Below are 21,980 nucleotides of genomic sequence, written 5' to 3' on the forward strand. Positions count from 1 at the left end.
CCTTCTCCGGGTACACCATGCCGATGGGGATGGCGATGGTCGACCGGGTCACGCGGCGCGTCGACGAAGTCAAGGCGTGGGGCCGGATGTGGATAGAGCGCGACCGGATCCGCTTTCCCTGGCTCGACCACCTCATCAGGACCGTCCAGCGCTACCAGGTGCAGTCGGGGGACCGGCTGGCGGGCGCCATCACCTATTTCGCGTTCCTGTCGTTCTTCCCGCTGATCGCGCTGGCGTTCGCCCTGTTCGGATATGTCGTGACGATCCGCCCGGACGCGCTCGCCACGCTCACCGAGGCGATCAACAGCCAGCTTCCCGGGCTCGCCGGGCAGCTCCACATCGACCAGCTCGCCGGGGCCCGGGCCCGGGCAGGGCTGATCGGCCTGCTCGGCCTGCTGTACGCCGGGCTGGGCGCGATGGACGCCCTGCGCGGGGCGCTGCGCACGGTCTGGATGACCTGCGAGCCGCCGCTCAACTACTTCGTCGGCAAGCTCCGCGACCTCGTCGCGCTCGTGCTGATGGGCCTGGCCATGCTGGCCTCGGTGATCGCGAGCGGGTTCGCCACGGGGGCCACGAGCACGGTCGCCGGATGGCTCGGCCTGGGCTCCTCGCCGCTGGCCGGCTTCGGGGTCTGGCTCGCCGGGATCGGCGCGAGCCTCGTCGCCGACCTGCTGCTCTTCCTGGTCATCCTCGGCTGGCTGGCCAAGCCGCCCCAGCCGTTCTTCGTCGTGCTCAAGGGCGCGCTGCTGGGCGCGGTCGGCTTCGGCGTGCTGAAGCAGCTCGCGGCGCTGATCCTCTACAGCACCCTGCGCAACCCGGTGTACGGCACGTTCGCGGTGGTCGTGGGGCTGCTGCTGTGGATCAACCTGTCGTCCCGGGTGATCCTCTACGCCGCCGCGTGGACGGCGACGGCCACGCTGGGCCCGCCGCCCGAGCCCACCCCGCTGCCGTCGCCCGCGACCACGCCCACCACCGGCCCCGCCTGACCGAGCACGCCATCCCCGCCCCGCCTGCCCGCTAGCCGCCTGCCCGCTAGCCGTCGGCGTCGCCGGGCGTCCTGCGGCGCCGGCGCAGGCCGTACGCGCCGAGGGCGAGGAGCACGAGGACGCCGCCGCCGATCAGCAGCGGGGTGGTCGCGCCCGCACCATTGGAGGCCGGGTCCTCTCCGCGCGCCTTGGCCGCGCCCGCGTCGGCCGCACCCGGCGTCGGAGAGGGCCGTACGGCCAGGGGGGAGGAGGAGGGCTTGGGGTCGGGCGCCGGGCCGACCAGCTGGCCCACGGGGGCCACCTTGCCCCTCGCGGCGAAGCCCCAGTCGAGCAGCTTGGCGACCTCCTCCCAGAAACCGCCGGGGTGATGCATGATCACGACAAGGATGGTGTGGCCGTCCCGCCGGGCCGCGCCCACGAAGCTGCCCAGAGCCTTGGACGTCCAGCCGTTCTTGACGCCGAGCATGCCCTTGTAACTTCCGAGCAGCCGGTTGTGGTTGGCCATCTCGTAGTAGGCGGGCGCGGGAGACTCACTGGCCTCGGAGTCGTCATCGCGCTTCTTCTTCTTTTTCTTCTTCTTGGGGTCGTCCTTGGGCGCGGGGAACTTCGCGACCTTCGTGCTGATGTATTCGCGGAAGTCCGGGAGCGCCAGCCCGGCCCGCGCGATCAGGGCGAGGTCGTAGGCGGAGCTGCGCTGGCCCGGGGCGTCCAGGCCGTTCGGCGTCTTGGCCACCGTGTCGTACGCCTGGAGCTTGTGCGCCTCCTTGTTCATGTCGGCGAGCGTCTTCTTCACGCCGCCGTTCGCCTCGGCGAGCGCGACCGCCGCGTCGTTGCCGGAGACCATGAGCAGCGCCCGCATGAGGTCGTCGATCTTGTAGATCGGCTCGGGGACGATGCCGACGGCGCTGCCCTCCACGTTGGAGGCTTCCTCGCTCGGCTTGACCTTGCGGTTCTTGTCGAGCTTGGGGATCAGCGTGACGGCCGTCAGCGTCTTGAGCGTGCTCGCGGGCAGGTAGTGCCCGTGGGGGTCCTTGGCCGCGAGCACCGCGCCGGTGTCGGCGTCGGCCACGACGTACGCGCTGGCCTCGGTCTTGGGCGGGGGTTTGATCCCGGCGGGCCGGATGATCCCGTGACCGGCGAGCAGGTCTCCGCCCACGGTGCCGTTGCCCTTGCCGATTCCGGCCACCGCGGTGCCGGCCACGGCCGTGCCGGTCTGCCACGGTGTCAGGTCCGGTACGGTCCCCGCGCCCGCGGCGGGAGGGGCGCCGAACAGCGCCGTCGTCAGCACTCCCGCCGCCGTCACGTACGCGGCGAGAGCCCGCAGGTTCGTCCCCATAGGTCGCTCAGCCTAGCCTTGACTGCCTTCGCATGAAGCGACATATGCCCCATATGCCACAGGGCCACGCAGGCGGCCGCCCGATACTGTCAACATGACGAGACGTGTATCGATCTTTCTCGTGGCACTCGCCGCTTTCATGATCTTCGAATGGATCAACCTCGGCTTCAACCTCGCCGACGGGCACGAGACTTCCTTCTACGTCGTCCACGGCGTACTCATCGCGGTGAACATCCTCCTGGCACTGGCGCTCGGGGCGGTCGGCGTGCGGGGATGGATGAAGGGTAGGGCCTGATCCTGGAACGACCTTGTCCGCTGTGACCTGAGTGTCGACAGGGACCGAACGTGATGGAGGCAAGCTTTGGCGATCGACTTCAATCCCTCGCGCGGCGCGACCCTCGGCGTGGAGTGGGAGCTTCAGCTCGTCGACCGGCTTACGCGTCATCTCCGCCAGGACGCGAAGGATGTGCTCGGCGCGGTTCCCGATCTCAGCGAGGGGCCGCGGCCCAAGGCCATGCACGAGCTCATGCAGTCGCAGGTCGAGATCATCACCGACGTCTGCCACACGGTGGCCGAGGCGGTGCAGGACCTGAAGAAGAGCATCGACCGGCTGACCGAGGCCGTCGAGCCGCGCGGCATCGCGCTCGCCTGCACGGGGACCCACGCGATCAGCGACTGGCGTGACGCGGTCTACGCGCCGAGCCAGCGCTACGTGGAGCTGGTCGAGGACCTGCAGTGGCTCGCCCGGCGGATCCAGACGTTCGGCGTGCACGTCCACGTGGGCGTCAAGGACCGGGACAAGGTCATTCCGATCGTCAACGCCCTCGCGGCGTACCTGCCGCACTTCCTCGCGCTCACCGCCTCCAGCCCCTACTGGGGAGGGCAGGACACCGGGCTGGCGTCGAGCCGGGCCATCGTCTTCGGCTCGCTGCCCACGGCCGGGCCGCCGCACCTGCTGGCCGACTGGGCCGAGTTCGAGGAGTACATGGACACACTGCTGCGGGCGGGCACGATCCGCAGCATCAAGGAGGTGTGGTGGGACATCCGGCCGCATCCCGACTTCGGCACGATCGAGGTGCGGATGTTCGACGGCATCCCGACGCCGCGCGAGGTGGGCATGGTGGCCGCGCTGACCCAGTGCCTCGTGCAGCAGTTCGATCAGCAGCTCGACCGGGGGTACACGCTGCCGCATCCGGCGGCGTGGGTGGTGCGCGACAACAAGTGGCGCGCCACGCGCTACGGCCTCGACGCGGACGTCATCACCGACGACCATGGCTCCACGGCGCCGATGCGAGACGTATTGTATGAACTTCAGCGTGAACTCGAACCCGTCGCCGAGCGGCTCGGCTGTGCCGACGAACTGGCGGTCGTGACCGAGGTGCTGGAGCAGGGGAGCTCATCCGAGCGCCAGCGAGCGATCCTCGCCGACGGAGGGACCCTCCAGGACGTGGTCGACGCCACGGTCATCGAGCTCGCCGAGGACAGGTTCGTCACCTCGAACCCCAACCACGAGATCGGACAATCAGCCACCTGACGGGGTAGGCCTGATATATCCGGCAACAGTGCCTCAGTTCTGACAACGTGCGGAGGCCGGTGTAAATACTGGGCAATCCGCCGTATCGAAGGGTCGCGGCATGGAAGGATTGTGATTGAAGGGTCGGTGGAGGCGAGACTCGCCCGCTTGACCCTTTTAGGCTTTTCTGTGACCTTTTGTGATCATATGGACGATCCGGCGATCCGTGGCGGGACGGCGCGCCGGAGAAGGGAAGACCCGTGGCCACCTCATCGAAGCTCGCTACGCCGGACGCGGCCGTGCCGGGAAGTAACGACCTGGCCGGACAGCTGGCGGAATTCCTTCGCGGGCACAACGATGAGCTGATCGAGTTCCGGCGCGACGTACACGCGCACCCGGAGATCGCCTTCAGCGAGCATCGCACGACCGAGAAGATCGCTGAGCGGCTGACGGACGCCGGGCTCACCCCGCGCCCGCTGTCGCGCGGCACCGGACTGTGGGTGGACTTCGGCCGGGACGAGGGCCCAACGGTCGCCCTGCGTGCCGACATCGACGCGCTGCCGATGGAGGACGAGAAAGACGTCCCCTACCGCTCCACGAACCCGAACGCGTGCCACGCCTGCGGCCACGACGTGCACGCGTCGATCGTCCTCGGCGCTGGGCTGTTCCTGGCGTCGCAGGCCGACGCGGGCGCGCTCCCCGGCCGGGTCCGGCTGATCTTCCAGCCCGCCGAGGAGGTCGCGGGCGGCGCGCTTGAGGTCATGCGCGACGGCGGCCTCAACGAGGTCGACCGCATCTTCGCGGTGCACTGTGACCCGCGCCTCGACGTCGGGCACGTCGGCCTGCGCACCGGCCCGATCACCGGGTCCTGCGACAGCCTGCGCATCAGCGTCGCGGGCCCGGGCGGGCACACCGCCCGGCCGCACCTGACCGTCGACCTCGTCTATGCGCTCAGCAAGATCGTCACCGAGTTGCCGGCCGCGCTGTCGCGCCGGGTGGACCCTCGCTCCAGCCTCAGCCTCGTGTGGGGCCAGATCGCCGCGGGCTCGGTGGCCAACGCGATCCCGGACGTCGGGGTCGCCCAGGGCACGGTCAGGTCGCTCGACGAGGATGCCTGGCACCAGGCTCCCGACCTGGTCAAGGCCCTGCTCGACTCGGTCGCCGGCGCGTACGGCGTGGACGCCGAGATCGACTACCGGCGCGGCACGCCGCCCACGGTGAACGAGGCCACCAGCATCCAGATGCTGCACGACGCGGTCACCCAGATCATCGGCGAGGGGGCGGCCGTGCCCACGCCGCAGAGCCTCGGCGGCGAGGACTTCTCCTGGTATCTCGAATCGGTGCCCGGCGCGCTCGCCCGGCTGGGGACCCGGCCGCCGGGGGTCGTGGACGAGGTCGACATCCACCGGCCGCTGTTCGACGTGGACGAGCGGGCGATCGGGATCGGCGTCAAGGTTCTCGCCGCCACCGCGCTGACCGCGCTGTGGGGCGGCGCCCGCTGAACAGCCGAACAGACGGCGCCGAACAGGTCACGTTGACCAGACGGCGCTGAGCAGACTGCGCTGAACAAACGGCGCGGAACCCGCGTTGAACAGGCGGCGCCACTGAACAACGCCGCGCCGCTGAACGGCGCTGAACCGTACACCGCCCTGCCCGACGTCTCTCCCCCGCGTCCGGAAGATCCGTATCCCTTACTCGCCCATATTGACTCAAAACTGATAAATCGGTCAGGGTCTTTGTCCGGCGTGTTCTCCCACGCGCCCAGCGGGTATCGCGGATCGGGGACCACCATTCCGGGTTGGAGGTCCGATTGCGGGCGTTCCGGGCGGTGATGGCGGGTGCCGTCGCCGCCGCCGTGACCGTCGCCGCGGGATGCGGCGGCGGTGCGGAGACGACGACGCCGCGCTCCCGCCCGCTGCAGGTCGGGCTCGTGTACGACATCGGCGGACGGGGCGACCGGTCGTACAACGACGCCGCGGCCGCCGGAGTGGACGAGGCCAAGCGCAACCTGACCGGCCTGCGGGTGCGGGAGGTCGAGGCCGCGCAGGGCGAGCCCGCCGGCCGCAAGGTGGAGCGGGTGCGGGCGCTCGCCGAGGCCGGCTACGACCCGATCATCGCCGTCGGCTACTCGTACGCGCCGGCGCTGGCGAGCATCGCCCCCAGGTTTCCCCGGACCCGGTTCGCGATCGTGGACGAGCCGACGGTGTCCGGCCCCAACATCACCAACCTGCTGTTCGCCTCGGAACAGGGCTCGTTCCTGATGGGCGCGGCGGCGGCGATGAGGTCGCGCACCGGCGACGTCGGCTTCGTCGGGGGCAACCGGTCGCCGCTGGTCAGGAAGTTCGAAGTCGGCTACGTCCAGGGCGTGAAGCACGTGAAGCCGCGGGCGCGGATCAGGATCGCCTACCTCGCGGACCCGCTCGACCTGAGCGGCTTCGACCGGCCGGACAAGGCGTGCACGACCGCGCGGCGCATGTACCGGGCCGGGGCCGACGTGGTCTACCAGGTGGCCGGGGCCTCGGGGGCCGGGGTGTTCCGCGCCGCCGATCAGGCCGATGCGTGGGCCATCGGCGTCGACTACGACCAGGCCAAGAGCGCCGACCCCGCCGTACGCCACGTGATCCTGACCTCGATGATCAAAAGGATCGACGTCGCGGTCTACGACTACCTCGCCGGCGTCGCCGATCACACCGTCACCAGCGGCCGGATCGTGTACGACCTGAAGCGCGGCGGCGTCGACTACAGCCTGACCGGTGGCCACATCGCCGACCTCCATCCGCGCCTGGAGCGGCTCAAGCAGGAGATCATCCACGGCAGGCTCAAGGTTTCCCCAGGCTGACGCCCCGGTCACGGTGCGGCGTGGGGTGAATAACGGACATGTTGCGGACTGGTGTGCGGGTTTGGTCTATGCAGGTCAAACAACTATCTTCCGTGCAGGGTTGCCGTGCGTTCCTGCGTGCGTGCGACGGGAGTCAGACGGGCGGGGAACGGAAGGGGAGTCACGACCTTGCTCCACAATCGAGTTAGCAAACTGGCCGCTGCCACTGTGGGCGGGGCCTTGCTCATGGCCGCCGCCGCGTGTGGGGGCGGCGACGACACCACCACGACCGGAGCTTCGGCCGGCGCGTCCTCCGCGCCCGCCGCCGCGCAGGTCAAGGTGGGTCTGGCGTACGACATCGGTGGCCGCGGCGACGGTTCCTTCAACGACGCGGCCGCGGCCGGCCTGGACAAGGCCGAGTCGGAGCTCAAGGTCGAGAAGAAGGAACTGGAGGCCACCCAGGGCGAGACCGACGCCCAGAAGGAGGAGCGGCTGCGCCTGCTCGCCTCCGGGGGTTACAACCCGGTCGTCGCGGTGGGCTTCGCCTACTCCGGCTCCGTGGCGAAGGTCGCCAAGGAGTTCCCCGACGTCAAGTTCGCCATCGTGGACGACGACGCGGCCAAGGGCGACAACATCACGAACCTGATGTTCGCCGAGGAGCAGGGGTCGTTCCTCGTGGGGGTCGCGGCGGCGCTGAAGTCCGAGAAGGGCAACATCGGCTTCGTGGGCGGCGTCGACGTGCCGCTGATCCACAAGTTCGAGGCGGGCTACGAGGCCGGCGCCAAGGCCGTCAAGCCGGACATCAAGATCCAGAGCAAGTACCTCACCCAGCCTCCGGACTTCGGCGGCTTCGGCGACCCGGCCAAGGGCAAGACGGCCGCGCAGGGCATGTACGACGCCGGTGCGGACGTGGTCTACCAGGCGGCCGGCGGTTCGGGTGCGGGCGTCTTCGAGGCGGCCAAGGCCGCGAACGCGATGGCGATCGGCGTCGACTCCGACCAGGCGGCGCTCCCGGCGTACGCCGACTTCAAGGACGTGATCATCACCTCGATGACCAAGAAGGTCGACGTCGCGGTCTTCGACTTCCTGAAGAACTTCACCACCGGCGCGGTCAAGTCGGGCCCGTCGGTCTACGACCTCAAGGCGGGCGGCGTGGACTACTCCACGACCGGCGGCAAGATCGACGACATCAAGTCGCAGATCGACGAGTACAAGCAGAAGATCATCAGCGGCGAGATCACGGTCCCGACGTCCTGACCTGCGTAATCGAGGGGCCCGGGGGTACCCGCCCCGGGCCCTTTGCTCTACTCTCACTACCACTTGACCGTCACCGGGCACTCCGCGAGGAGGAGGCCGACATTACCGCCGCGACCGTTACGGAACCCGCAGTAGAGCTCGCCGGGATCACCAAGAGGTTCCCGGGAGTCGTCGCCAACAGCGACATTCACCTCCGCGTCGCCAAAGGGCACATCCACGCCATCGTCGGCGAGAACGGCGCGGGGAAGTCCACGCTGATGAAGATCCTGTACGGGATGCAGCGCCCCGACGAGGGCGAGATCCGCGTCAACGGGTCGCCCGTGGGCTTCCACACCCCCGCCGACGCCATCTCCGCGGGCATCGGCATGGTCCACCAGCACTTCATGCTGGCCGACAACCTGACCGTGCTGGAGAACGTGGTCCTGGGCAGCGAGCCGCGCCGCGGCGGCCTCGCCCTCGACTTCGCCGCCGCGCGTAAGAAGATCAAGGAGATCTCCGACGCGTACGGCCTGGGCGTACGGCCGGACGCGCAGGTCGAGGACCTGGGGGTCGGCGACCGGCAGCGGGTGGAGATCCTGAAGGTGCTCTATCGGGGCGCCCGCATCCTGATCCTGGACGAGCCGACCGCCGTGCTCGTGCCCCACGAGGTGGACGAGCTGTTCGACAACCTGCGCGGCCTGGTCCGCGAGGGGCTGACGATCCTGTTCATCTCCCACAAGCTGGACGAGGTCCTGCGAGTCGCCGACGAGATCACCGTCATCCGGCGGGGGACCACCGTGGCGACCGTGAACCCGAAGGACGTGACCTCCCGCAAGCTCGCCGAGCTCATGGTCGGCAGCGAGCTGCCCAGCCCCGAGACCCGTGAGTCGACCGTCACCGACGTCGTCGCCCTGTCCGTACGCGACCTGACCGTGCGCACCGGCGACGGGCGGCCGGTGGTCGAGAACGTGAGCTTCGACATCCACAGGGGCGAGGTGCTCGGCATCGCGGGTGTCGAGGGCAACGGCCAGGCGGAACTCGTCGAGGCGATCATGGGCATGCGCCCCTGCGAGGCGGGCGCGCTCACGCTCGGCGGGGCCGACATCTCCCAGTGGTCGACGCTCAGGCGGCGCGCCGGCGGTATCGGCTACATCCCCGAGGACCGCCACCGGCACGGCCTGCTGCTGGAGTCGCCGCTCTGGGAGAACCGCATCCTCGGTCACCAGACCCGCCGGCCCAACGTCAGGGGCCCGTGGATCGACCGCGCCGGCGCGCGGGCCGACACCCGCCGCATCGTCGAGGAGTACGACGTGCGCACCCCCGGCATCGACGTGGACGCGGCCACGCTGTCCGGCGGCAACCAGCAGAAGCTGATCGTGGGACGGGAGATGAGCGGCGACCCCGTGCTGCTCATCGCCAGCCACCCCACCCGCGGCGTGGACATCGGCGCGCAGGCGGCCATCTGGGACCACCTGCGCACCGCGCGCGCCGCCGGGCTGGCCGTACTGCTGATCTCCGCGGACCTCGACGAGCTGATCGGGCTGTCCGACACGCTCAAGGTGATCCTGCGCGGCAGGATCGTCGCCGACGTCGATCCCGCGAACGTGACCCCCGAGCAACTGGGCTCGGCGATGACCGGCGCCGGGGAGGGCGTATGAACGGGTTCGTCGACCGGCTGCTCGGCCGGGTGCGCCTCGGCGGCTGGCTCGCCGTCGCCGCGCCGGTCATCGCGGTCGCCTTCGCGGTGCTGATCACCTCGGTGGTCCTGCTCATCGCGGGCAGCGATCCGGTCGAGGCGTTCACCACCCTCGCGGACTACGGCACCCAGCCGCGGTCGATGGCCATGATCCTCAACACGGGGGTCATGTACTACATCTCCGCGCTCGCGGTGGCCGTCGGCTTCCGGATGAACCTCTTCAACATCGGCGTGGACGGTCAGTACCGGCTCGCGGCCGTGGTCGCCGCCGGGCTCGGCGGCGCCGCCGTGGTGCCCGGCGTGCTCAACATCGTCCTCGTGGTCGTCGTCGCGGTGATCGTCGGCGCCCTGTGGGCCGCGATCGCCGGTCTGCTCCGGGTGTACCGGGGTGTGAGCGAGGTCATCTCGACCATCATGCTGAACGCGATCGCCACGGGCCTCGGGTCGTGGCTGGTCAGCGAGCACTTCGGCGTGCTGACCGGCAACGACCTCGGCACCAGGCCGATCCCCGACGACGCGCACATGCCGGGCATCCCGCTCATCGCCGGAACGCCGGTGCTGGTCAACGGCTTCATCGTGGTCGCGGTCGTGCTCGGCGTCGCGTACTGGGTCGTGCTCAACCGCACCCGGTTCGGCTTCGAGCTGCGGGCGACCGGCAAGTCCGAGTCGGCCGCGGTGGCCAGCGGCGTCAGCGTGAAGAAGATGATCGTCGTCACGATGGTCATGTCGGGCGCGGTCGCCGGTCTGATCGGCATGCCGGAACTGCTCGGCGCCTCCTACAAGTACAGCAACAACTTCCCGGCCGGTCTCGGCTTCACGGGCATCGCGATCGCCCTGCTCGGCCGCAACAACCCGGTCGGCATGGCGGTCGGCGCGTTGCTGTGGAGCTTCCTGGACAACTCGTCCAACCAGCTTCAGCTGCTCGACATCTCCAAGGAGATCGTCCAGATCATGCAGGGCGTCGTCGTGCTCTCCGTGATCATCGCGTACGAGCTGGTCCACCGCTACCGGATCGTCGCGGAGCAGCGCAGGGTCAGCCGAGAGCTCGCCGCGCCGCAGGAGGCGCCGAAGGCGGAGGCGGCGGCATGAGCGAGCGAAGCGAGCGAGACGGCGGACGCGGCGGGCCGGACGGAATCGAGGAGACGGCATGACGGCGACGGACCTCCCGGTCGACCGCCCGGTCGAGACACCCCCGGCGCGGCGCCTGCGGCTGTCGGCGCCGGTGCTCCTGCTCGGCCTGGCCGGGCTCGTGGTGCTGCTGTCGGTCGCGCGGCTGGTGACCGGGGCGAACGACATCACCTCGGCGGGCACGGTCAGCGCCGCGCTCGGCCTCGCCGTGCCGATCGGGCTCGCCGGTCTCGGCGGCCTCTGGTCGGAGCGGGCCGGGGTGGTCAACATCGGCCTCGAAGGCATGATGGTGCTCGGCACCTGGTTCGCCGCCTGGGGCGCCCTCCAGTTCCACAGCCCCTGGGCGGGCGTGGTCGCGGGCGCCGTCGGCGGGGCGCTGGGCGCGGCGATCCACGCCGTCGCGACCGTGACCTTCGGCGTCGACCACATCATCTCCGGCGTGGCGATCAACATCGTCGGCGTCGGCTTCACCCAGTACCTGTCCCAGCTCGTCTTCGACGGCATGCCGGGCGGCGGGACGAAGAACTCGCCGCCGCTGCCCAAGATGGGCACGGTGAGCCTGAGTTTCCTCGACGACCCGCTGCGGACGGTCGAGGCCGGGCACTGGTTCGTGGTGTCGGACTTCGCGGGCGTGCTGCGGGGCATCACCCAGGGCGTGTCCTGGTTCACGATCCTGGCGATCCTGCTGGTCCCGCTGTCGTTCTACCTCCTGTGGCGCACGCCGTTCGGCCTGCGCCTGCGGGCGTGCGGCGAGCGGCCGGTCGCGGCGGAGTCGCTGGGCGTCAACGTCTACCTGTACAAGTGGGCCGCCGTGCTCGTCTCCGGTGTGCTCGCCGGGCTCGGCGGCGCGTTCCTGTCGCTGGTGGCCGCGGGCATCTACCGCGACGGGCAGACGGGCGGACGCGGCTACATCGGCCTCGCCGCCATGATCTTCGGCAACTGGCGTCCCGGCGGGCTCGCCGGCGGCGCGGCGCTGTTCGGCTACACCGACGCGCTCCAGCTCCGGCAGGGCGGCATCTCGGTGCACGCGCTGCTGCTCGTCGTCGCGCTGCTGCTCGCCGCCGTGGCGGTCTACCAGCTCGTACGGCAGCGGCGCGGGGGCGCGGCACTGATCACCGCGGTCGTGGCGATCGCGGTGTTCGTGGTGTTCGCCGTTACGGATACCGTGCCGGAGCAGTTCACCTCGTTCACCCCCCATCTGACCACGCTGCTGGTGCTGTCGCTGGCCTCACAACGCCTGCGCATGCCGGCGGCCGACGGCGTCCCGTATCGAAGGGGGCAGGCGAAATGAGCATCGACTGGGAGGCGCTGCAGGTCGCGGCCCGCGAGGCCATGACCCACGCGTACGCGCCGTATTCGAAGTTTCCCGTGGGGGCGGCGGCGCTCGTCGACGACGGCCGGGTCGTGACCGGCTGCAACGTGGAGAACGCGTCGTACGGCGTGGGGTTGTGCGCCGAGTGCGGGCTGGTCTCGGCGCTGTACGCGAGCGGCGGCGGCAGGCTCGTGGCCTTCACCTGTGTGGACGGCCACGGCGAGCTGCTGATGCCGTGCGGCCGCTGCCGCCAGCTGCTGTTCGAGCACGGCGGGCGGGACCTGCTGGTGGAGACGCCCGACGGGCCGATGCGGATGGCCGACTTCCTGCCGTTCGCCTTCGGGCCCGACGATCTGTCGCGATAGAGGGGGAAGCGTGGGGTTCGACGCGATCGAGGTCATCACCGTCAAGCGCGACCGGGGTGAGCTGCCGACCGCCCAGATCGACTGGGTGATCGACGCGTATACCCGGGGCGAGGTGGCCGACGAGCAGATGTCGGCGCTGCTGATGGCGATCCTGCTCAACGGCATGAACCGCAGGGAGATCGCGGACTGGACCCAGGCCATGATCAGGTCGGGGGAGCGGATGGACTGGTCCTCCCTCGACCGGCCCACGGCCGACAAGCACTCCACCGGCGGGGTGGGCGACAAGATCACCTTGCCGCTGGCTCCGCTGGTCGCCGCCTGCGGCGCGTACGTGCCGCAGCTGTCCGGGCGGGGTCTCGGGCACACCGGCGGCACGCTGGACAAGCTGGAGTCGATCCCCGGCTGGCGGGCGTCGCTGTCGAACGACGAGATGCTCGCCGTGATCCGCTCGGCCGGGGCGGTCGTCTGCGCGGCGGGCGCGGGCCTCGCGCCCGCCGACAAGAAGCTCTACGCGCTGCGCGACGTCACCGGCACGGTCGAGTCGATCCCGCTGATCGCCTCCTCGATCATGTCCAAGAAGATCGCCGAGGGCACGGGATCGCTCGTGCTCGACGTGAAGGCCGGCTCCGGCGCGTTCATGAAGAACGTGGACGACGCGCGGGAGCTGGCGCGGACGATGGTCGAGCTCGGCACCGACGCCGGGGTGCGCACGGTCGCCCTGCTCACCGCGATGGACCGGCCGCTGGGCCTGAAGGTGGGCAACGCGCTGGAGGTCGAGGAGTCCGTCGAGGTGCTCGCCGGTGGCGGCCCCGCCGACGTGGTCGAACTCACCGTACGGCTGGCCAGGGAGATGCTGGAGGCCGCCGCAGTCCCGGGCGCCAGGGACCCGGAGGAGGCGCTGAAGGACGGCTCGGCCATGGACGCCTGGCGGCGCATGATCGCCGCCCAGGGCGGCGACCCGGACGCGCCGCTGCCGACGGCCGCCGAGTCGGCCGTGGTCACCGCCCCCGCCTCGGGCACGCTGCGCACGCTCGACGCGCTCAAGGTCGGGGTGGCCGCCTGGCGGCTCGGGGCCGGCCGCGCCCGCAAGGAGGACCCGGTGTCGGCCGGCGCGGGCATCGTCCTGCACGCCAAGCCCGGCGAGACGGTGCGCGCCGGAGCCCCGCTGATGACCCTGCACGCCGACGAGGCCGCCAGGTTCGACCGGGCCCTCCAGGCTCTGGAGGGCGCGTACGAGATCGGCGACGGGGACGGCGCCGAGCTGCTCCCCCTGGTGATCGACCGCCTCACCGCCTGACCGGCCCGGGGTGCGGCTGGTTGTCTGCGAACCCGTGGACGGCCGGGACGTCATCTCCTCGAATGGCTGACGCACCTCACCGATGTGCTCGGCCACCGAGAGGTCACCGAGAGGTCACCGAGAGGCCAGCGGGTGATCAGCGCGTGATCAGCAGTGCGCCCATGCCGACGAACAGGCCGCCGGTGACCATGTCGAGCCTCTTCCGCAGCCGCCGGTAGCCCCTGGTGATCCACGGGCTGCCGGCCAGGAACGCGACGGCCGAGAACCAGGCGAACGCCACGGCCAGCATCGCGCCGAGCGTGACCGCCCGCATGGCGAGGTCCGTACGGTGCGGGAGCAGGCTGGCGAACAGGGCGCCGAAGAAGACGAGGGCCTTGGGGTTGGCGAGGTTGGTCAGCAGCCCGGCGCGCCACTCGCGCAGCCTGCCCGGACCGTGCATGGCGACGGCCGGCGCCGCGTCGTCGCCGGCCGGGGACGACCGCCTGCGAGCGGCGCGGATGGTCGCCACGCCGAACGCGATGAGGAACAGGGCCCCGGCGACGCGGGCGGCGAGGTAGAGCCACTCGAACCGCTGGACGAGCACGGTGACGCCGAACAGACCGGCGACGGCCCAGACGCCGAGGCCGGTGACGACGCCCGCGGCCGCGCGCACGCCGCTGCGCCGCGACCCGCCGGCCGAGTGCCTGAGCACGATGAGGAAGTCGGGGCCCGGGCTCATCACCACCAGGATCCAGACGCCGAGCAGGGGAAACAACGGCAGCCACGACATGGCGGGTCCTTCCTGGCCGGGCTCGGCCGGCCGACGGACGGTTCGGGGCAGGAAAGTCAGAGGGCTGAGGGCTGAGGGTTGGGGGCTGAGGGCCGGGGGCGGGGGCTGGGATAGGAAGGCAGGGATGGGGAGACGGCGGCGGGCTCAGCCGGCCACGGGCGAGGCGATGACGACGGTGACGTCCGCCGGGGCGTCGCCGGTGCGATAGCGGTGCGGGCGGTCGCCCGCGAAGGCCAGCAGGTCACCCGGCCCGAGGAGGCGCGGGTCGTCGTCCGGCCCGGCCGTGATCTCGCCCGCGGCGACAAGCAGGTGCTCGACCGTGCCGGGCGCGTGCGGGACGCCGTCGAGGTCGGTGTGCGGGGGCACGCGCAGCCGCCACAGCTCCAGGCTGTGCCCGCTGCCGATCCGGCGCAGCAGTTCGCGTGTCGGCCCGTCTGCGGCGGCGGGCGTCGAGGGCAGGTGGACGGGACCGGCGTCGGTGTCCCTGGTCAGCAGGTCGGTCAGGGGGATGTGCAGCGCCAGGGCGACGGCCTCCAGCGTCTCGATCGTCGGATTGCCGGTGCCCGCCTCCAGGCTGGACAGCGTCGCCTTGCCGAGACCGGCCCGGCGGGCGAGCTCGGCCGCGCTCATCCCGCGCTGCGTCCGGCGCAGCCGGATCTGGGCGCCGATCGCCGCCGCCGTCCCACTCATGGCGGCATCTTCAACGGAACCATACGTTCACTATAACGAACGATGGTCCGCGTCGCTCGCCGCGAGGGCGTCGCCGAGGGGCGTGCGGTAGTACAGGACCGACCGCCCCGCCCGGCGGCGCCGTACGAGACCGGCGTCGAGGAGCACCTTGAGATGCCGGCCCACCGATCCCAGCCCCTGGCCGGTCAGCGCCATGAGATGGGTCGTGCTCTTCGGAGCGGCGAGCAGCATGAGCACCCGCGCCCGCGCCGGGCCGAGCAGCCTGCCGAGGGCCTCGGGCACCGGCGCCCGGTCCGGCTCGGCCAGCGTTCCCGAGCAGGGGTAGATCAGTGCGTAGTGCCGGCCCGCCGTCCAGGCGGCCCACACCTGGCGGGGGGTGACCGGGACGAACATCAGCCTCGCCCCGCCGATCCGCCTCGGCGGGTAGTCATAGGTGTTGATCTGCAGCCGATCGCCGCCGAGCCAGCGCATCCCCTTGCGCATGTCGTTCAGCGCGGCGGCCCAGCCGCCCTGGCTGACCTGGCCCACGCGGGCGACGATGTCGGCCTCCATGATCCGCCGGCGGCGCGGCCAGTCGGGCAGCACGGTCCGCGTCCACACCCATTCCAACAGGCCGGCCGCGCGCTCGGACAGGTCGGGGCGGCGCAGCCGCTCCGGCAGCGGGCCGCGCAGCGCCACCTCGATGTCGGCGTACGCGGTCTCGGGCGGGGTCGCGCGGACGACGGCCAGTTCCTCCTCGAAGGTGGGCTCGCCCTCGCCGGTCGGAGCGGGCGTGAGGAAGTCGGCGGTCCAATTGCGTCCCCGCGCGGCCCTCAGCAGCAACGCCGTGATCGGGTCGGCGGCCAGGAGGGCCCGGAAGGCGGGCAGGTGGGCGTCGAGCCATGCCCGCTCGCCCGGGTGCGCGGCCGACGCCCTCTCCAGGGTGTAGAGGCAGGCGGTCGCCTCGGCCAGCGGAGAGATCACGAACCGGCTCTCCGCGAGAGTGTCGGCGTCGACCAGCCACCAGCCCATGTTTCGCCTCCCCGCGAAACAATAACGGCGCAGCGCGGCGGTGATCGAGGCTCCCGCCATGCGCACCTATCGGGAACTGTTCCGCACCCCTGAATACACGCCCTTGTTCACCCTCGCGTCCGCGCAGGTGGCGGCCTCGACAGTGAGCGGCCTGGCGCTCGGCACGCTCGTGTACGGGGCGACGGGGTCGCCGCTGCTGTCGGCGCTGAGCATGTTCGGCTCGTCCTTCGCGCAGGTGGTCGGGGCGACGGTGCTGCTGTCGGCCGCCGACCGGCTGCCTCCGCGCGCCGCGATGACGGCGCTGGCGCTGGTCCACTGCGCCGGCACCGCCGCGCTCGCCGTGCCCGGGCTGCCGCTGTGGGCGGTGTTCGCCGTCGTCCTCGGCATGGGGCTCGCCGCCTCCCTCGGCGGCGGCGTCCGGTTCGGGCTGCTCAACGAGATTCTGCCCAGGGACGGCTACCTGCTCGGCCGCTCGGTGCTCAGCATGTCGGTCGGCGTGCAGCAGATCATCGGCTTCGTCACCGGAGGAGTGCTCATGACCGCGCTGTCCCCGCGCGGCACCCTGCTCGCAGGGGCGGGGTTGTACCTCGCCGCCGCGGCCGTCGCCCGGTGGGGGCTCACCGACCGTCCGCCCCGCGCGCAGGGACGGCCCTCGCCCGCGGAGACGTGGCGGATCAACCGCGCGCTCTGGTCGTCAGGGCTGCGCCGCCGCCTCTACCTGGCTCTGTGGGTGCCGAACGGCCTGATCGTGGGCTGCGAGTCGTTGTACGTCGCTTACGACTCGCGGCACGCCGGGCCGCTGTTCGCCTGCGCCGCCGTCGGGATGCTCACCGGTGACACGCTGATGGGGCGGTTCGTCCCCAAGCGGTGGCGCGAGCGGTTGGGCGCTCCGCTGCGGCTGCTGCTCGCCGTGCCGTACCTGGTCTTCCTCCTCCACCCGTCCCTGCCGGTCGCGGTCGCCGCCGTCGTGCTCGCCTCGGCCGGATACTCGGCCAGCCTGCTGCTCCAGGAACGCCTCATGGCCGTCACGCCGGAGGAGATGAGCGGGCAGGCGCTCGGGCTGCAGTCGTCCGGCATGCTCACCATGCAGGGGGCCGGCGCGGCGGTCGCGGGGGCGGTGGCCCAGTTCACCTCGGCCGCGACCGCGATGGGCGTGATGGCGGTGGCCTCCGTCGTGGTCACCCTCGCGCTGGCGCCCGGTCTGAGGGCCGGCGTGACGGGGGAGGCCCGCTCCTCCGCGCCTGCCGGGAGGGCGGTGTGATCGGCCGTACGAGACGGTGTGCCAGGGTGGTCCTGCCGCGCCGGACCGGCCGGACGCGCAGAGGGGAGAGCCATGTCCGATCAGCGGGGCATCCGGCATGTCGAGATCGGCGTCGCCGACCTGGCCCGCTCGCTCGGCTTCTACCGCGACCTGCTCGATCTCGCCCCGGCGCAGGGGCCGGTGGGAGGCCCGGGCGTCGCCTGGCTGGCGGCGGGGTCCGTGCTGCTCAAACTGGTCGAGACGGGCGACGGCGATCTCGGCGGCTGGGTGAACGACGACCTCCAGCGCGGCATCCGGCACATCGGCTTCAAGGTCGGCGACGTCGATCTGCGGGCCGAGCGCGTCCGCGACGCCGGGGTGCCCTTCACGCTGCCGCCGCTCGACGCGGTCGGCGGCGTGCGCATCGCGTTCTTCCAGGACCCGGACGGCACCCATCTGGAGATCACGGACAACTATCTGCGGTATCACCGGGTCGCCTCACCGGAACTGGCCGAGCGGGAGCGCCTCGCCGCCCTGAGCAGGCCGCGTACGGCCCCGCCGGTCTTCGACCACGTGGCGGTCACGTCCGCCGGCCTCGACGTCGCGCTGGCCTTCTACCGCGACACGCTCGGCTACGAGGTCGTCGGCCAGATAACCCAGGACCAGGACCCGCGAGGCTTCCTGATCACGTACCTGCTGGCCGGGGACGCGGTCCTGGAGGTGTTCACGTTCGCCGCCCCCACGACCGCGAGCCCGTGGACCCCCGACCCGTGCCGGAGGGGGTTCCGGCGCGTCGCCCTCGCCGTCGAGGACCCGGAGGAGGCGGCCCAGCGGCTGACTGAGGCGGGCGCGAGGGTGGCACCCGACGATGTGCTGGTGGACGCGGACGGCGTGCCCCTCATGCTCGTCTGACTGCGCTGGTCTGACTGTGCTCATCCGACCCTGCTCGTCCGACCCCGCCGCCTTGGCGGGAGCCGGCGCGTCCGGCCTGCTCGCGCGCCGGTGGGAGGCTCACGATCAGACGGGGCGAGGCGCCTCATCCGAGACGGGCGGGGCGTAGCCGGCGTTCACCAGGTGGGGGAACAGGTGCGCGGACAGGACGGCCCGGTGGGTGGGGATCGCCTCCGCGTGCCGTCGCCGGCCCTCCTCGGTGACGTGCACGAACACCCCGCGCCGGTCCGCCTCGCACAGCGCGCGGGTGACGAGTCCCTCGCGTTCCAGGCGGGCGATGAGGCGTGACAGGGCGCTCTGGCTGAGGTGGACCTGGTGGGCGAGCTCCTGCACGCGGAACTTGACCGTCCCCGGCTCGGCATGGAGGGACTGGCCCTCCACGAGGCGCTCCAGCACCTCGAACTCGCTCAGGCCGAGCCCGTGCTTGTCGCTCAGCTCCCGCTCAAGCACGCACGACACCTCCGCGTGCCGGGCGAGCAGTTCGCGCCAGGCCATGACCACGAAGCCGGTGTCGATGTCGTTCATGCGAGACCGCCTTTCTCGTCGCGACCATACCATGCGCGCACATTAGATGCAGCCACATTATTTGCTTGTGCATTGAATGCATGTGCATGTAAGTTTCCGTGCCATGACTTCTTCCACTCAGGACGAGCGCTGGGGGGCCCGCCTGTGGGGTGTCCTCACCGTCCTTTGCGCCGTCGTGTTCCTCGATGCCCTTGACGTGTCGATGGTCGGGGTGGCGCTCCCCTCCATCCAGGCCGATCTCGGAATGTCCACCTCATCCCTGCAGTGGGTGGTGAGCGGCTACGTGCTGGGATACGGCGGTCTGCTGCTGCTCGGGGGCCGGACCGCCGACCTGCTCGGCCGCCGCCGGGTCTTCCTGATCGCCCTGGCCGTCTTCGCGGTCGCCTCGCTGCTCGGCGGGCTGATGAGCGACGGGACGCTGCTGATCGCGGCCCGTTTCGTGAAGGGCGTCAGCGCCGCGTTCACCGCGCCCGCCGCGTTGTCCATCATCACCACGACCTTCGCCGAGGGCCCCGCCCGCAACCGGGCCCTGAGCATCTTCACCGCCTGCGGCGCCAGCGGGTTCTCGCTCGGGCTGGTCCTGTCCGGCGTGCTCACCGAGATCGGATGGCGCTGGACGTTCTTCATGCCGGTGCCCGTCGCGATCATCGCTCTCGTGGCCGGGACGCGGCTGCTCCAGCGGAGCGAGGAGCGCGGCGAGGGCGGCCACGACCTCCTCGGCGCCGCGACCATCACCGCGGCCATGCTGCTCCTGGTCTTCGCCGTCGTGGAGGCGCCCAAGGTGAGCGTGGTGCGCACCGTGCTGTCGCTCGCCGGGGCCGCCGCCCTGATCGGCCTGTTCGTCTGGCTGGAGCGCCGGGTGCGGCACCCGCTGGTCCGGCTCGGCATCCTGCGCTCCGCGCCGCTCGCCCGGGCCAACTTCGGTCTGGTCATCCTGTTCGGCTCGTACGTCGGTTTCCAGTTCGTGGCGATGCAGTACTTCCAGAACCTGCTGGGCTGGAGCGCCCTGGAGACCGCCCTCGCGTTCCTGCCGTCCGGGCTGCTGGTCGCGATCAGTTCGACCAAGATGGGCGGGTTCGCCGACCGCTTCGGCACCGCGCGGCTGATCGTGGTGGGCTCGGTGGCGCTGCTCGCGGGGTACGCGGTGTTCCTGCGGGTGGACCTCCACCCCAGCCTGCTCACGATGGTGCTGCCGGGAATGGTCCTGCTGGGCATCGCGTTCGCGCTGTCGTTCCCCTCGCTCAACATCCAGGCGACCGCGGGGGTGAGCGACGAGGAGCAGGGGCTCGCCTCGGGCCTGCTGAACACCTCCGGCCAGGTCGGCGGAGCCGTGGTGCTGGCGATCGTCACCGCCGTCCTGACCTCGGGGGCGGGCGGCGGTGACCCGATCGTCCGCTTCCGCGCCGCGATAGTGGTCTCGGCCGGGTTCGCCCTCGTCGGCCTGGCCGTCGCCCTCACCGGGCTCCGGCCAGGGCGGCGATCCGGGCGGCGGTCCGCGCGGCGATCCGGGCGGCGGCCGGTCGAGGCACAGGAGGAAACGGTGCTGGAGGTGGTCTGACCCTTCCGCGGTTCACCGCCGTCCTCGAATCAGGGGGCGTCCCGGTCGCCGGGGCGCCCCCTGACGCCGTCCGCATCGTTGCCGGAGCCGGCGCGGCGCGGTGCGCCGGACTCCGCGAGGCCGCGCCCGCCCCTGTCCGCTCAGCCGAGCGCCGACATGAACGAGGCGACGAGACGGGACCGGTCGCCGGGGAGCGCCCGCCCCCCGTGGACCATGAACGACGTCGTGGAGGTCTGCGGCACGCCGTGCCCGGCCAGCCACGAGGTCAGCTCCCGGCGGTGGTGGCCGAGGTCGATCCTGATCCGGATGTCGGCGTCCCGGGCCAGATCCGTGATGAGGGCGCGGGCGGTCTCGTCGTCCTCCGCGACGACCGGCCCGACGAACAGCCGGTCACCGCTCCGCCAGGCCGCCCCGTAGCCGGTGAGCGCGCCGTCCCGCTCGGCGACCCTGACCTGCTCGGCGAAGGCGAACAGGCGGGCCAGCAGGCGCGACCGGTCCGCCCCGAAGACCTCGACGTCGAGGGCGCACAGCGCGGCCAGGTCCCGCCCGGGCTCGGCCGGCCGCGAGGAGCTCCGGCCGGGACCCGGCCCGTACGGCTCGTCGCCGGCGTCGAAGCGGCCGGTCCGGGCCTCGATCAGGCCGACCGTCTCGAAGCCCAGCTTCTCGTACAAGGGCCGGCCGTACTCCGTCGCGCACAGGAACAGGGTCGCGTCGCCGGCCTCCGCCAGGACGTGGCCCAGGAGACGGCGCCCCAGCCCTTGCCCGCCGTAACGGGAGGCCACCAGCATCATGCCGACCGCGGCCGCCGTCCTGCCGTAGCGGGTGAGCACGACAGTTCCCACGAGTCCGCCGCCGTCCGGGGCGTCGATGCCGAAACCTTCGCCGCTTTCCAGCAGGAGCCGCCACTTGCGCTCCTCCCTCGGCCAGGAGCGGTCCTGTGCCAGGTCCAGGCAGTGGGGCAGGTCTGCGAGGCCGAGGCGGCGGACGGGCAGGGCGGACGGGTCTGCTGGCTTCATGGGCACCTTTCCCTCGACGGCCCTCCGACGGTAGCGCCCCCGGGTGCCCCGGCCTGTGACGGAACGCCGCCGAAGCGGCGTGCGGATATGCGCATATGACGTGATTCCGGATCAACTGACACACTGGGCGGCATGGTCAGGAGGATTGAGGGCCCCACCCGTATCCCGGTGCCGGGTGGCAAGGTCATCGAGGAGTACGTCGGCCGCGTCAACAGCGGCGACGAGCAGGTCTCCATCGCGCGCATGGTGGCCCCGCCCGGCTGGGAGGAGCCCGCGCAGACCCCGGAGTTCGCCGAGTACACGCTCGTGCTCAAGGGGTCGGTCGTCGTGGAGCACGCGGGCGGCACGACCGTGGTGGAGGCGGGCCAGGCGTTCGTCAGCGAGCCCGGCGAGAAGATCCGTTACAGCTCCGGGCCGTCCGGCGCGGAGTACGTGGCCGTCTGCCTGCCCGCGTTCTCCCCGGACACCGCCAACCGCGAGGACTGAGGACGGCCAGGCTTAGGATTGCCGGAACAACGACGGCGGCGAGGAGG

Annotated in this window: 21 protein-coding genes; 15 read left to right on the plus strand and 6 right to left on the minus strand. The window is 71.4% G+C overall.

Translation table 11 applies throughout. The annotated features are described in order from the left end of the window. Positions 1-23: 23 nt before the first annotated feature. On the plus strand, positions 24-986 hold the full coding sequence (locus ACGFIB_RS15380) for a YihY/virulence factor BrkB family protein (RefSeq protein WP_393372083.1): 963 nt from the start codon (positions 24-26) through the stop codon (positions 984-986). Between the two features lie 46 nt (positions 987-1,032). Here the strand turns inward: ACGFIB_RS15380 and ACGFIB_RS15385 are convergent, their stop codons facing one another. Further along, positions 1,033-2,322, minus strand: coding sequence for a D-alanyl-D-alanine carboxypeptidase family protein (locus ACGFIB_RS15385; RefSeq protein ID WP_393372086.1), 1,290 nt, complete (start codon positions 2,320-2,322; stop codon positions 1,033-1,035). Positions 2,323-2,416: 94 nt separating this feature from the next. Between ACGFIB_RS15385 and ACGFIB_RS15390 the strand changes: the two genes are divergently transcribed. The 10 genes from ACGFIB_RS15390 (at position 2,417) to ACGFIB_RS15435 (ending at position 13,687) form a co-directional block, all read left to right on the plus strand. Next, on the plus strand, positions 2,417-2,617 hold the full coding sequence (locus ACGFIB_RS15390; RefSeq protein WP_079316017.1) for an SCO4848 family membrane protein: 201 nt from the start codon (positions 2,417-2,419) through the stop codon (positions 2,615-2,617). 66 nt (positions 2,618-2,683) lie between these two features. After that, a complete protein-coding gene (locus tag ACGFIB_RS15395) occupies positions 2,684-3,856 on the plus strand; it encodes a glutamate--cysteine ligase (RefSeq protein ID WP_142569237.1) in 1,173 nt (390 codons plus the stop codon). 239 nt (positions 3,857-4,095) lie between these two features. After that, complete coding sequence (locus tag ACGFIB_RS15400) at positions 4,096-5,337, plus strand: amidohydrolase (protein ID WP_189104895.1); 1,242 nt, start codon at positions 4,096-4,098, stop codon at positions 5,335-5,337. A gap of 296 nt (positions 5,338-5,633) precedes the next feature. Further along, the gene (locus ACGFIB_RS15405; RefSeq protein WP_393372090.1) at positions 5,634-6,674 is read left to right on the plus strand and encodes a BMP family lipoprotein; all 1,041 of its coding nucleotides are present in this window, start codon (positions 5,634-5,636) and stop codon (positions 6,672-6,674) included. A 225-nt stretch (positions 6,675-6,899) separates the two neighbouring features. Next, positions 6,900-7,910: a BMP family lipoprotein gene (locus tag ACGFIB_RS15410; protein WP_142569906.1), complete on the plus strand. Its 1,011-nt coding sequence runs from the start codon at positions 6,900-6,902 to the stop codon at positions 7,908-7,910. 101 nt (positions 7,911-8,011) lie between these two features. Next, the gene (locus ACGFIB_RS15415; RefSeq protein WP_142569908.1) at positions 8,012-9,547 is read left to right on the plus strand and encodes an ABC transporter ATP-binding protein; all 1,536 of its coding nucleotides are present in this window, start codon (positions 8,012-8,014) and stop codon (positions 9,545-9,547) included. Next, positions 9,544-10,674, plus strand: a complete 1,131-nt coding sequence (locus ACGFIB_RS15420) for an ABC transporter permease (protein ID WP_357238968.1) — start codon at positions 9,544-9,546, stop codon at positions 10,672-10,674. The genes ACGFIB_RS15415 and ACGFIB_RS15420 overlap by 4 nt, the downstream gene beginning before the upstream one ends. A gap of 58 nt (positions 10,675-10,732) precedes the next feature. Beyond that, the gene (locus ACGFIB_RS15425; RefSeq protein ID WP_357238970.1) at positions 10,733-12,004 is read left to right on the plus strand and encodes an ABC transporter permease; all 1,272 of its coding nucleotides are present in this window, start codon (positions 10,733-10,735) and stop codon (positions 12,002-12,004) included. Continuing rightward, the gene (locus tag ACGFIB_RS15430) at positions 12,001-12,390 is read left to right on the plus strand and encodes a cytidine deaminase (protein WP_142569244.1); all 390 of its coding nucleotides are present in this window, start codon (positions 12,001-12,003) and stop codon (positions 12,388-12,390) included. Before ACGFIB_RS15425 ends, ACGFIB_RS15430 begins: the two co-directional genes overlap by 4 nt. A 10-nt stretch (positions 12,391-12,400) precedes the next feature. After that, complete coding sequence (locus ACGFIB_RS15435) at positions 12,401-13,687, plus strand: thymidine phosphorylase (protein ID WP_357238972.1); 1,287 nt, start codon at positions 12,401-12,403, stop codon at positions 13,685-13,687. A gap of 136 nt (positions 13,688-13,823) precedes the next feature. On the opposite strand, the gene ACGFIB_RS15440 is transcribed toward ACGFIB_RS15435, so the two are convergent. The 3 genes from ACGFIB_RS15440 to ACGFIB_RS15450 all read right to left on the minus strand — a co-directional run bounded on the left by ACGFIB_RS15440 (position 13,824) and on the right by ACGFIB_RS15450 (position 16,217). Further along, a complete protein-coding gene (locus ACGFIB_RS15440) occupies positions 13,824-14,456 on the minus strand; it encodes a LysE family transporter (protein ID WP_357238974.1) in 633 nt (210 codons plus the stop codon). A gap of 144 nt (positions 14,457-14,600) precedes the next feature. Continuing rightward, positions 14,601-15,146: a helix-turn-helix domain-containing protein gene (locus ACGFIB_RS15445; RefSeq protein ID WP_357238976.1), complete on the minus strand. Its 546-nt coding sequence runs from the start codon at positions 15,144-15,146 to the stop codon at positions 14,601-14,603. A 30-nt stretch (positions 15,147-15,176) separates the two neighbouring features. Continuing rightward, on the minus strand, positions 15,177-16,217 hold the full coding sequence (locus tag ACGFIB_RS15450) for an ArsR/SmtB family transcription factor (protein ID WP_357238978.1): 1,041 nt from the start codon (positions 16,215-16,217) through the stop codon (positions 15,177-15,179). On the opposite strand from ACGFIB_RS15450, the gene ACGFIB_RS15455 reads away from it, so the two are divergent. Both ACGFIB_RS15455 and ACGFIB_RS15460 read left to right on the plus strand, forming a co-directional pair. After that, positions 16,216-17,418 (plus strand): MFS transporter, encoded by a 1,203-nt coding sequence (locus ACGFIB_RS15455; RefSeq protein WP_393372097.1) that lies wholly within the window; start codon positions 16,216-16,218, stop codon positions 17,416-17,418. The two genes, ACGFIB_RS15450 and ACGFIB_RS15455, sit on opposite strands and share 2 nt — an antisense overlap. Before the next feature lie 72 nt (positions 17,419-17,490). Beyond that, positions 17,491-18,309 (plus strand): VOC family protein, encoded by an 819-nt coding sequence (locus ACGFIB_RS15460; protein WP_393372100.1) that lies wholly within the window; start codon positions 17,491-17,493, stop codon positions 18,307-18,309. Between the two features lie 105 nt (positions 18,310-18,414). Here ACGFIB_RS15460 and ACGFIB_RS15465 read toward each other — a convergent pair whose 3' ends face one another. After that, positions 18,415-18,873 (minus strand): MarR family winged helix-turn-helix transcriptional regulator, encoded by a 459-nt coding sequence (locus tag ACGFIB_RS15465; protein ID WP_393372103.1) that lies wholly within the window; start codon positions 18,871-18,873, stop codon positions 18,415-18,417. Positions 18,874-18,976: 103 nt separating this feature from the next. On the opposite strand from ACGFIB_RS15465, the gene ACGFIB_RS15470 reads away from it, so the two are divergent. Further along, entirely contained in the window at positions 18,977-20,431 is a 1,455-nt protein-coding gene (locus ACGFIB_RS15470) for an MFS transporter (RefSeq protein WP_393372106.1), read from the plus strand. 140 nt (positions 20,432-20,571) lie between these two features. Here the strand turns inward: ACGFIB_RS15470 and ACGFIB_RS15475 are convergent, their stop codons facing one another. Beyond that, the gene (locus tag ACGFIB_RS15475; protein ID WP_393372109.1) at positions 20,572-21,447 is read right to left on the minus strand and encodes a GNAT family N-acetyltransferase; all 876 of its coding nucleotides are present in this window, start codon (positions 21,445-21,447) and stop codon (positions 20,572-20,574) included. Between the two features lie 132 nt (positions 21,448-21,579). On the opposite strand from ACGFIB_RS15475, the gene ACGFIB_RS15480 reads away from it, so the two are divergent. Further along, the gene (locus ACGFIB_RS15480; RefSeq protein ID WP_142569260.1) at positions 21,580-21,933 is read left to right on the plus strand and encodes a cupin domain-containing protein; all 354 of its coding nucleotides are present in this window, start codon (positions 21,580-21,582) and stop codon (positions 21,931-21,933) included. The last annotated feature ends 47 nt before the right edge of the window (positions 21,934-21,980 follow it).

Origin of the sequence: Microbispora bryophytorum, assembly GCF_043197435.1 — a bacterium.
Taxonomy (GTDB): Bacteria; Actinomycetota; Actinomycetes; order Streptosporangiales; family Streptosporangiaceae; genus Microbispora; species Microbispora bryophytorum.

Bases quoted from the DNA above. Each gene is read 5' to 3' on its own strand.
- ACGFIB_RS15455 (WP_393372097.1), top strand. From the start codon at position 16,216: ATGCGCACCTATCGGGAACTGTTCCGCACCCCTGAATACACGCCCTTG.
- ACGFIB_RS15420 (WP_357238968.1), top strand. From the start codon at position 9,544: ATGAACGGGTTCGTCGACCGGCTGCTCGGCCGGGTGCGCCTCGGCGGC.
- ACGFIB_RS15445 (WP_357238976.1), bottom strand. From the start codon at position 15,146: ATGAGTGGGACGGCGGCGGCGATCGGCGCCCAGATCCGGCTGCGCCGG.
- ACGFIB_RS15440 (WP_357238974.1), bottom strand. From the start codon at position 14,456: ATGTCGTGGCTGCCGTTGTTTCCCCTGCTCGGCGTCTGGATCCTGGTG.
- ACGFIB_RS15425 (WP_357238970.1), top strand. From the start codon at position 10,733: ATGACGGCGACGGACCTCCCGGTCGACCGCCCGGTCGAGACACCCCCG.
- ACGFIB_RS15475 (WP_393372109.1), bottom strand. From the start codon at position 21,447: ATGAAGCCAGCAGACCCGTCCGCCCTGCCCGTCCGCCGCCTCGGCCTC.
- ACGFIB_RS15410 (WP_142569906.1), top strand. From the start codon at position 6,900: ATGGCCGCCGCCGCGTGTGGGGGCGGCGACGACACCACCACGACCGGA.
- ACGFIB_RS15385 (WP_393372086.1), bottom strand. From the start codon at position 2,322: ATGGGGACGAACCTGCGGGCTCTCGCCGCGTACGTGACGGCGGCGGGA.
- ACGFIB_RS15450 (WP_357238978.1), bottom strand. From the start codon at position 16,217: ATGGCGGGAGCCTCGATCACCGCCGCGCTGCGCCGTTATTGTTTCGCG.
- ACGFIB_RS15380 (WP_393372083.1), top strand. From the start codon at position 24: ATGGGGATGGCGATGGTCGACCGGGTCACGCGGCGCGTCGACGAAGTC.
- ACGFIB_RS15460 (WP_393372100.1), top strand. From the start codon at position 17,491: ATGTCCGATCAGCGGGGCATCCGGCATGTCGAGATCGGCGTCGCCGAC.
- ACGFIB_RS15470 (WP_393372106.1), top strand. From the start codon at position 18,977: ATGACTTCTTCCACTCAGGACGAGCGCTGGGGGGCCCGCCTGTGGGGT.
- ACGFIB_RS15480 (WP_142569260.1), top strand. From the start codon at position 21,580: ATGGTCAGGAGGATTGAGGGCCCCACCCGTATCCCGGTGCCGGGTGGC.
- ACGFIB_RS15465 (WP_393372103.1), bottom strand. From the start codon at position 18,873: ATGAACGACATCGACACCGGCTTCGTGGTCATGGCCTGGCGCGAACTG.
- ACGFIB_RS15430 (WP_142569244.1), top strand. From the start codon at position 12,001: ATGAGCATCGACTGGGAGGCGCTGCAGGTCGCGGCCCGCGAGGCCATG.
- ACGFIB_RS15390 (WP_079316017.1), top strand. From the start codon at position 2,417: ATGACGAGACGTGTATCGATCTTTCTCGTGGCACTCGCCGCTTTCATG.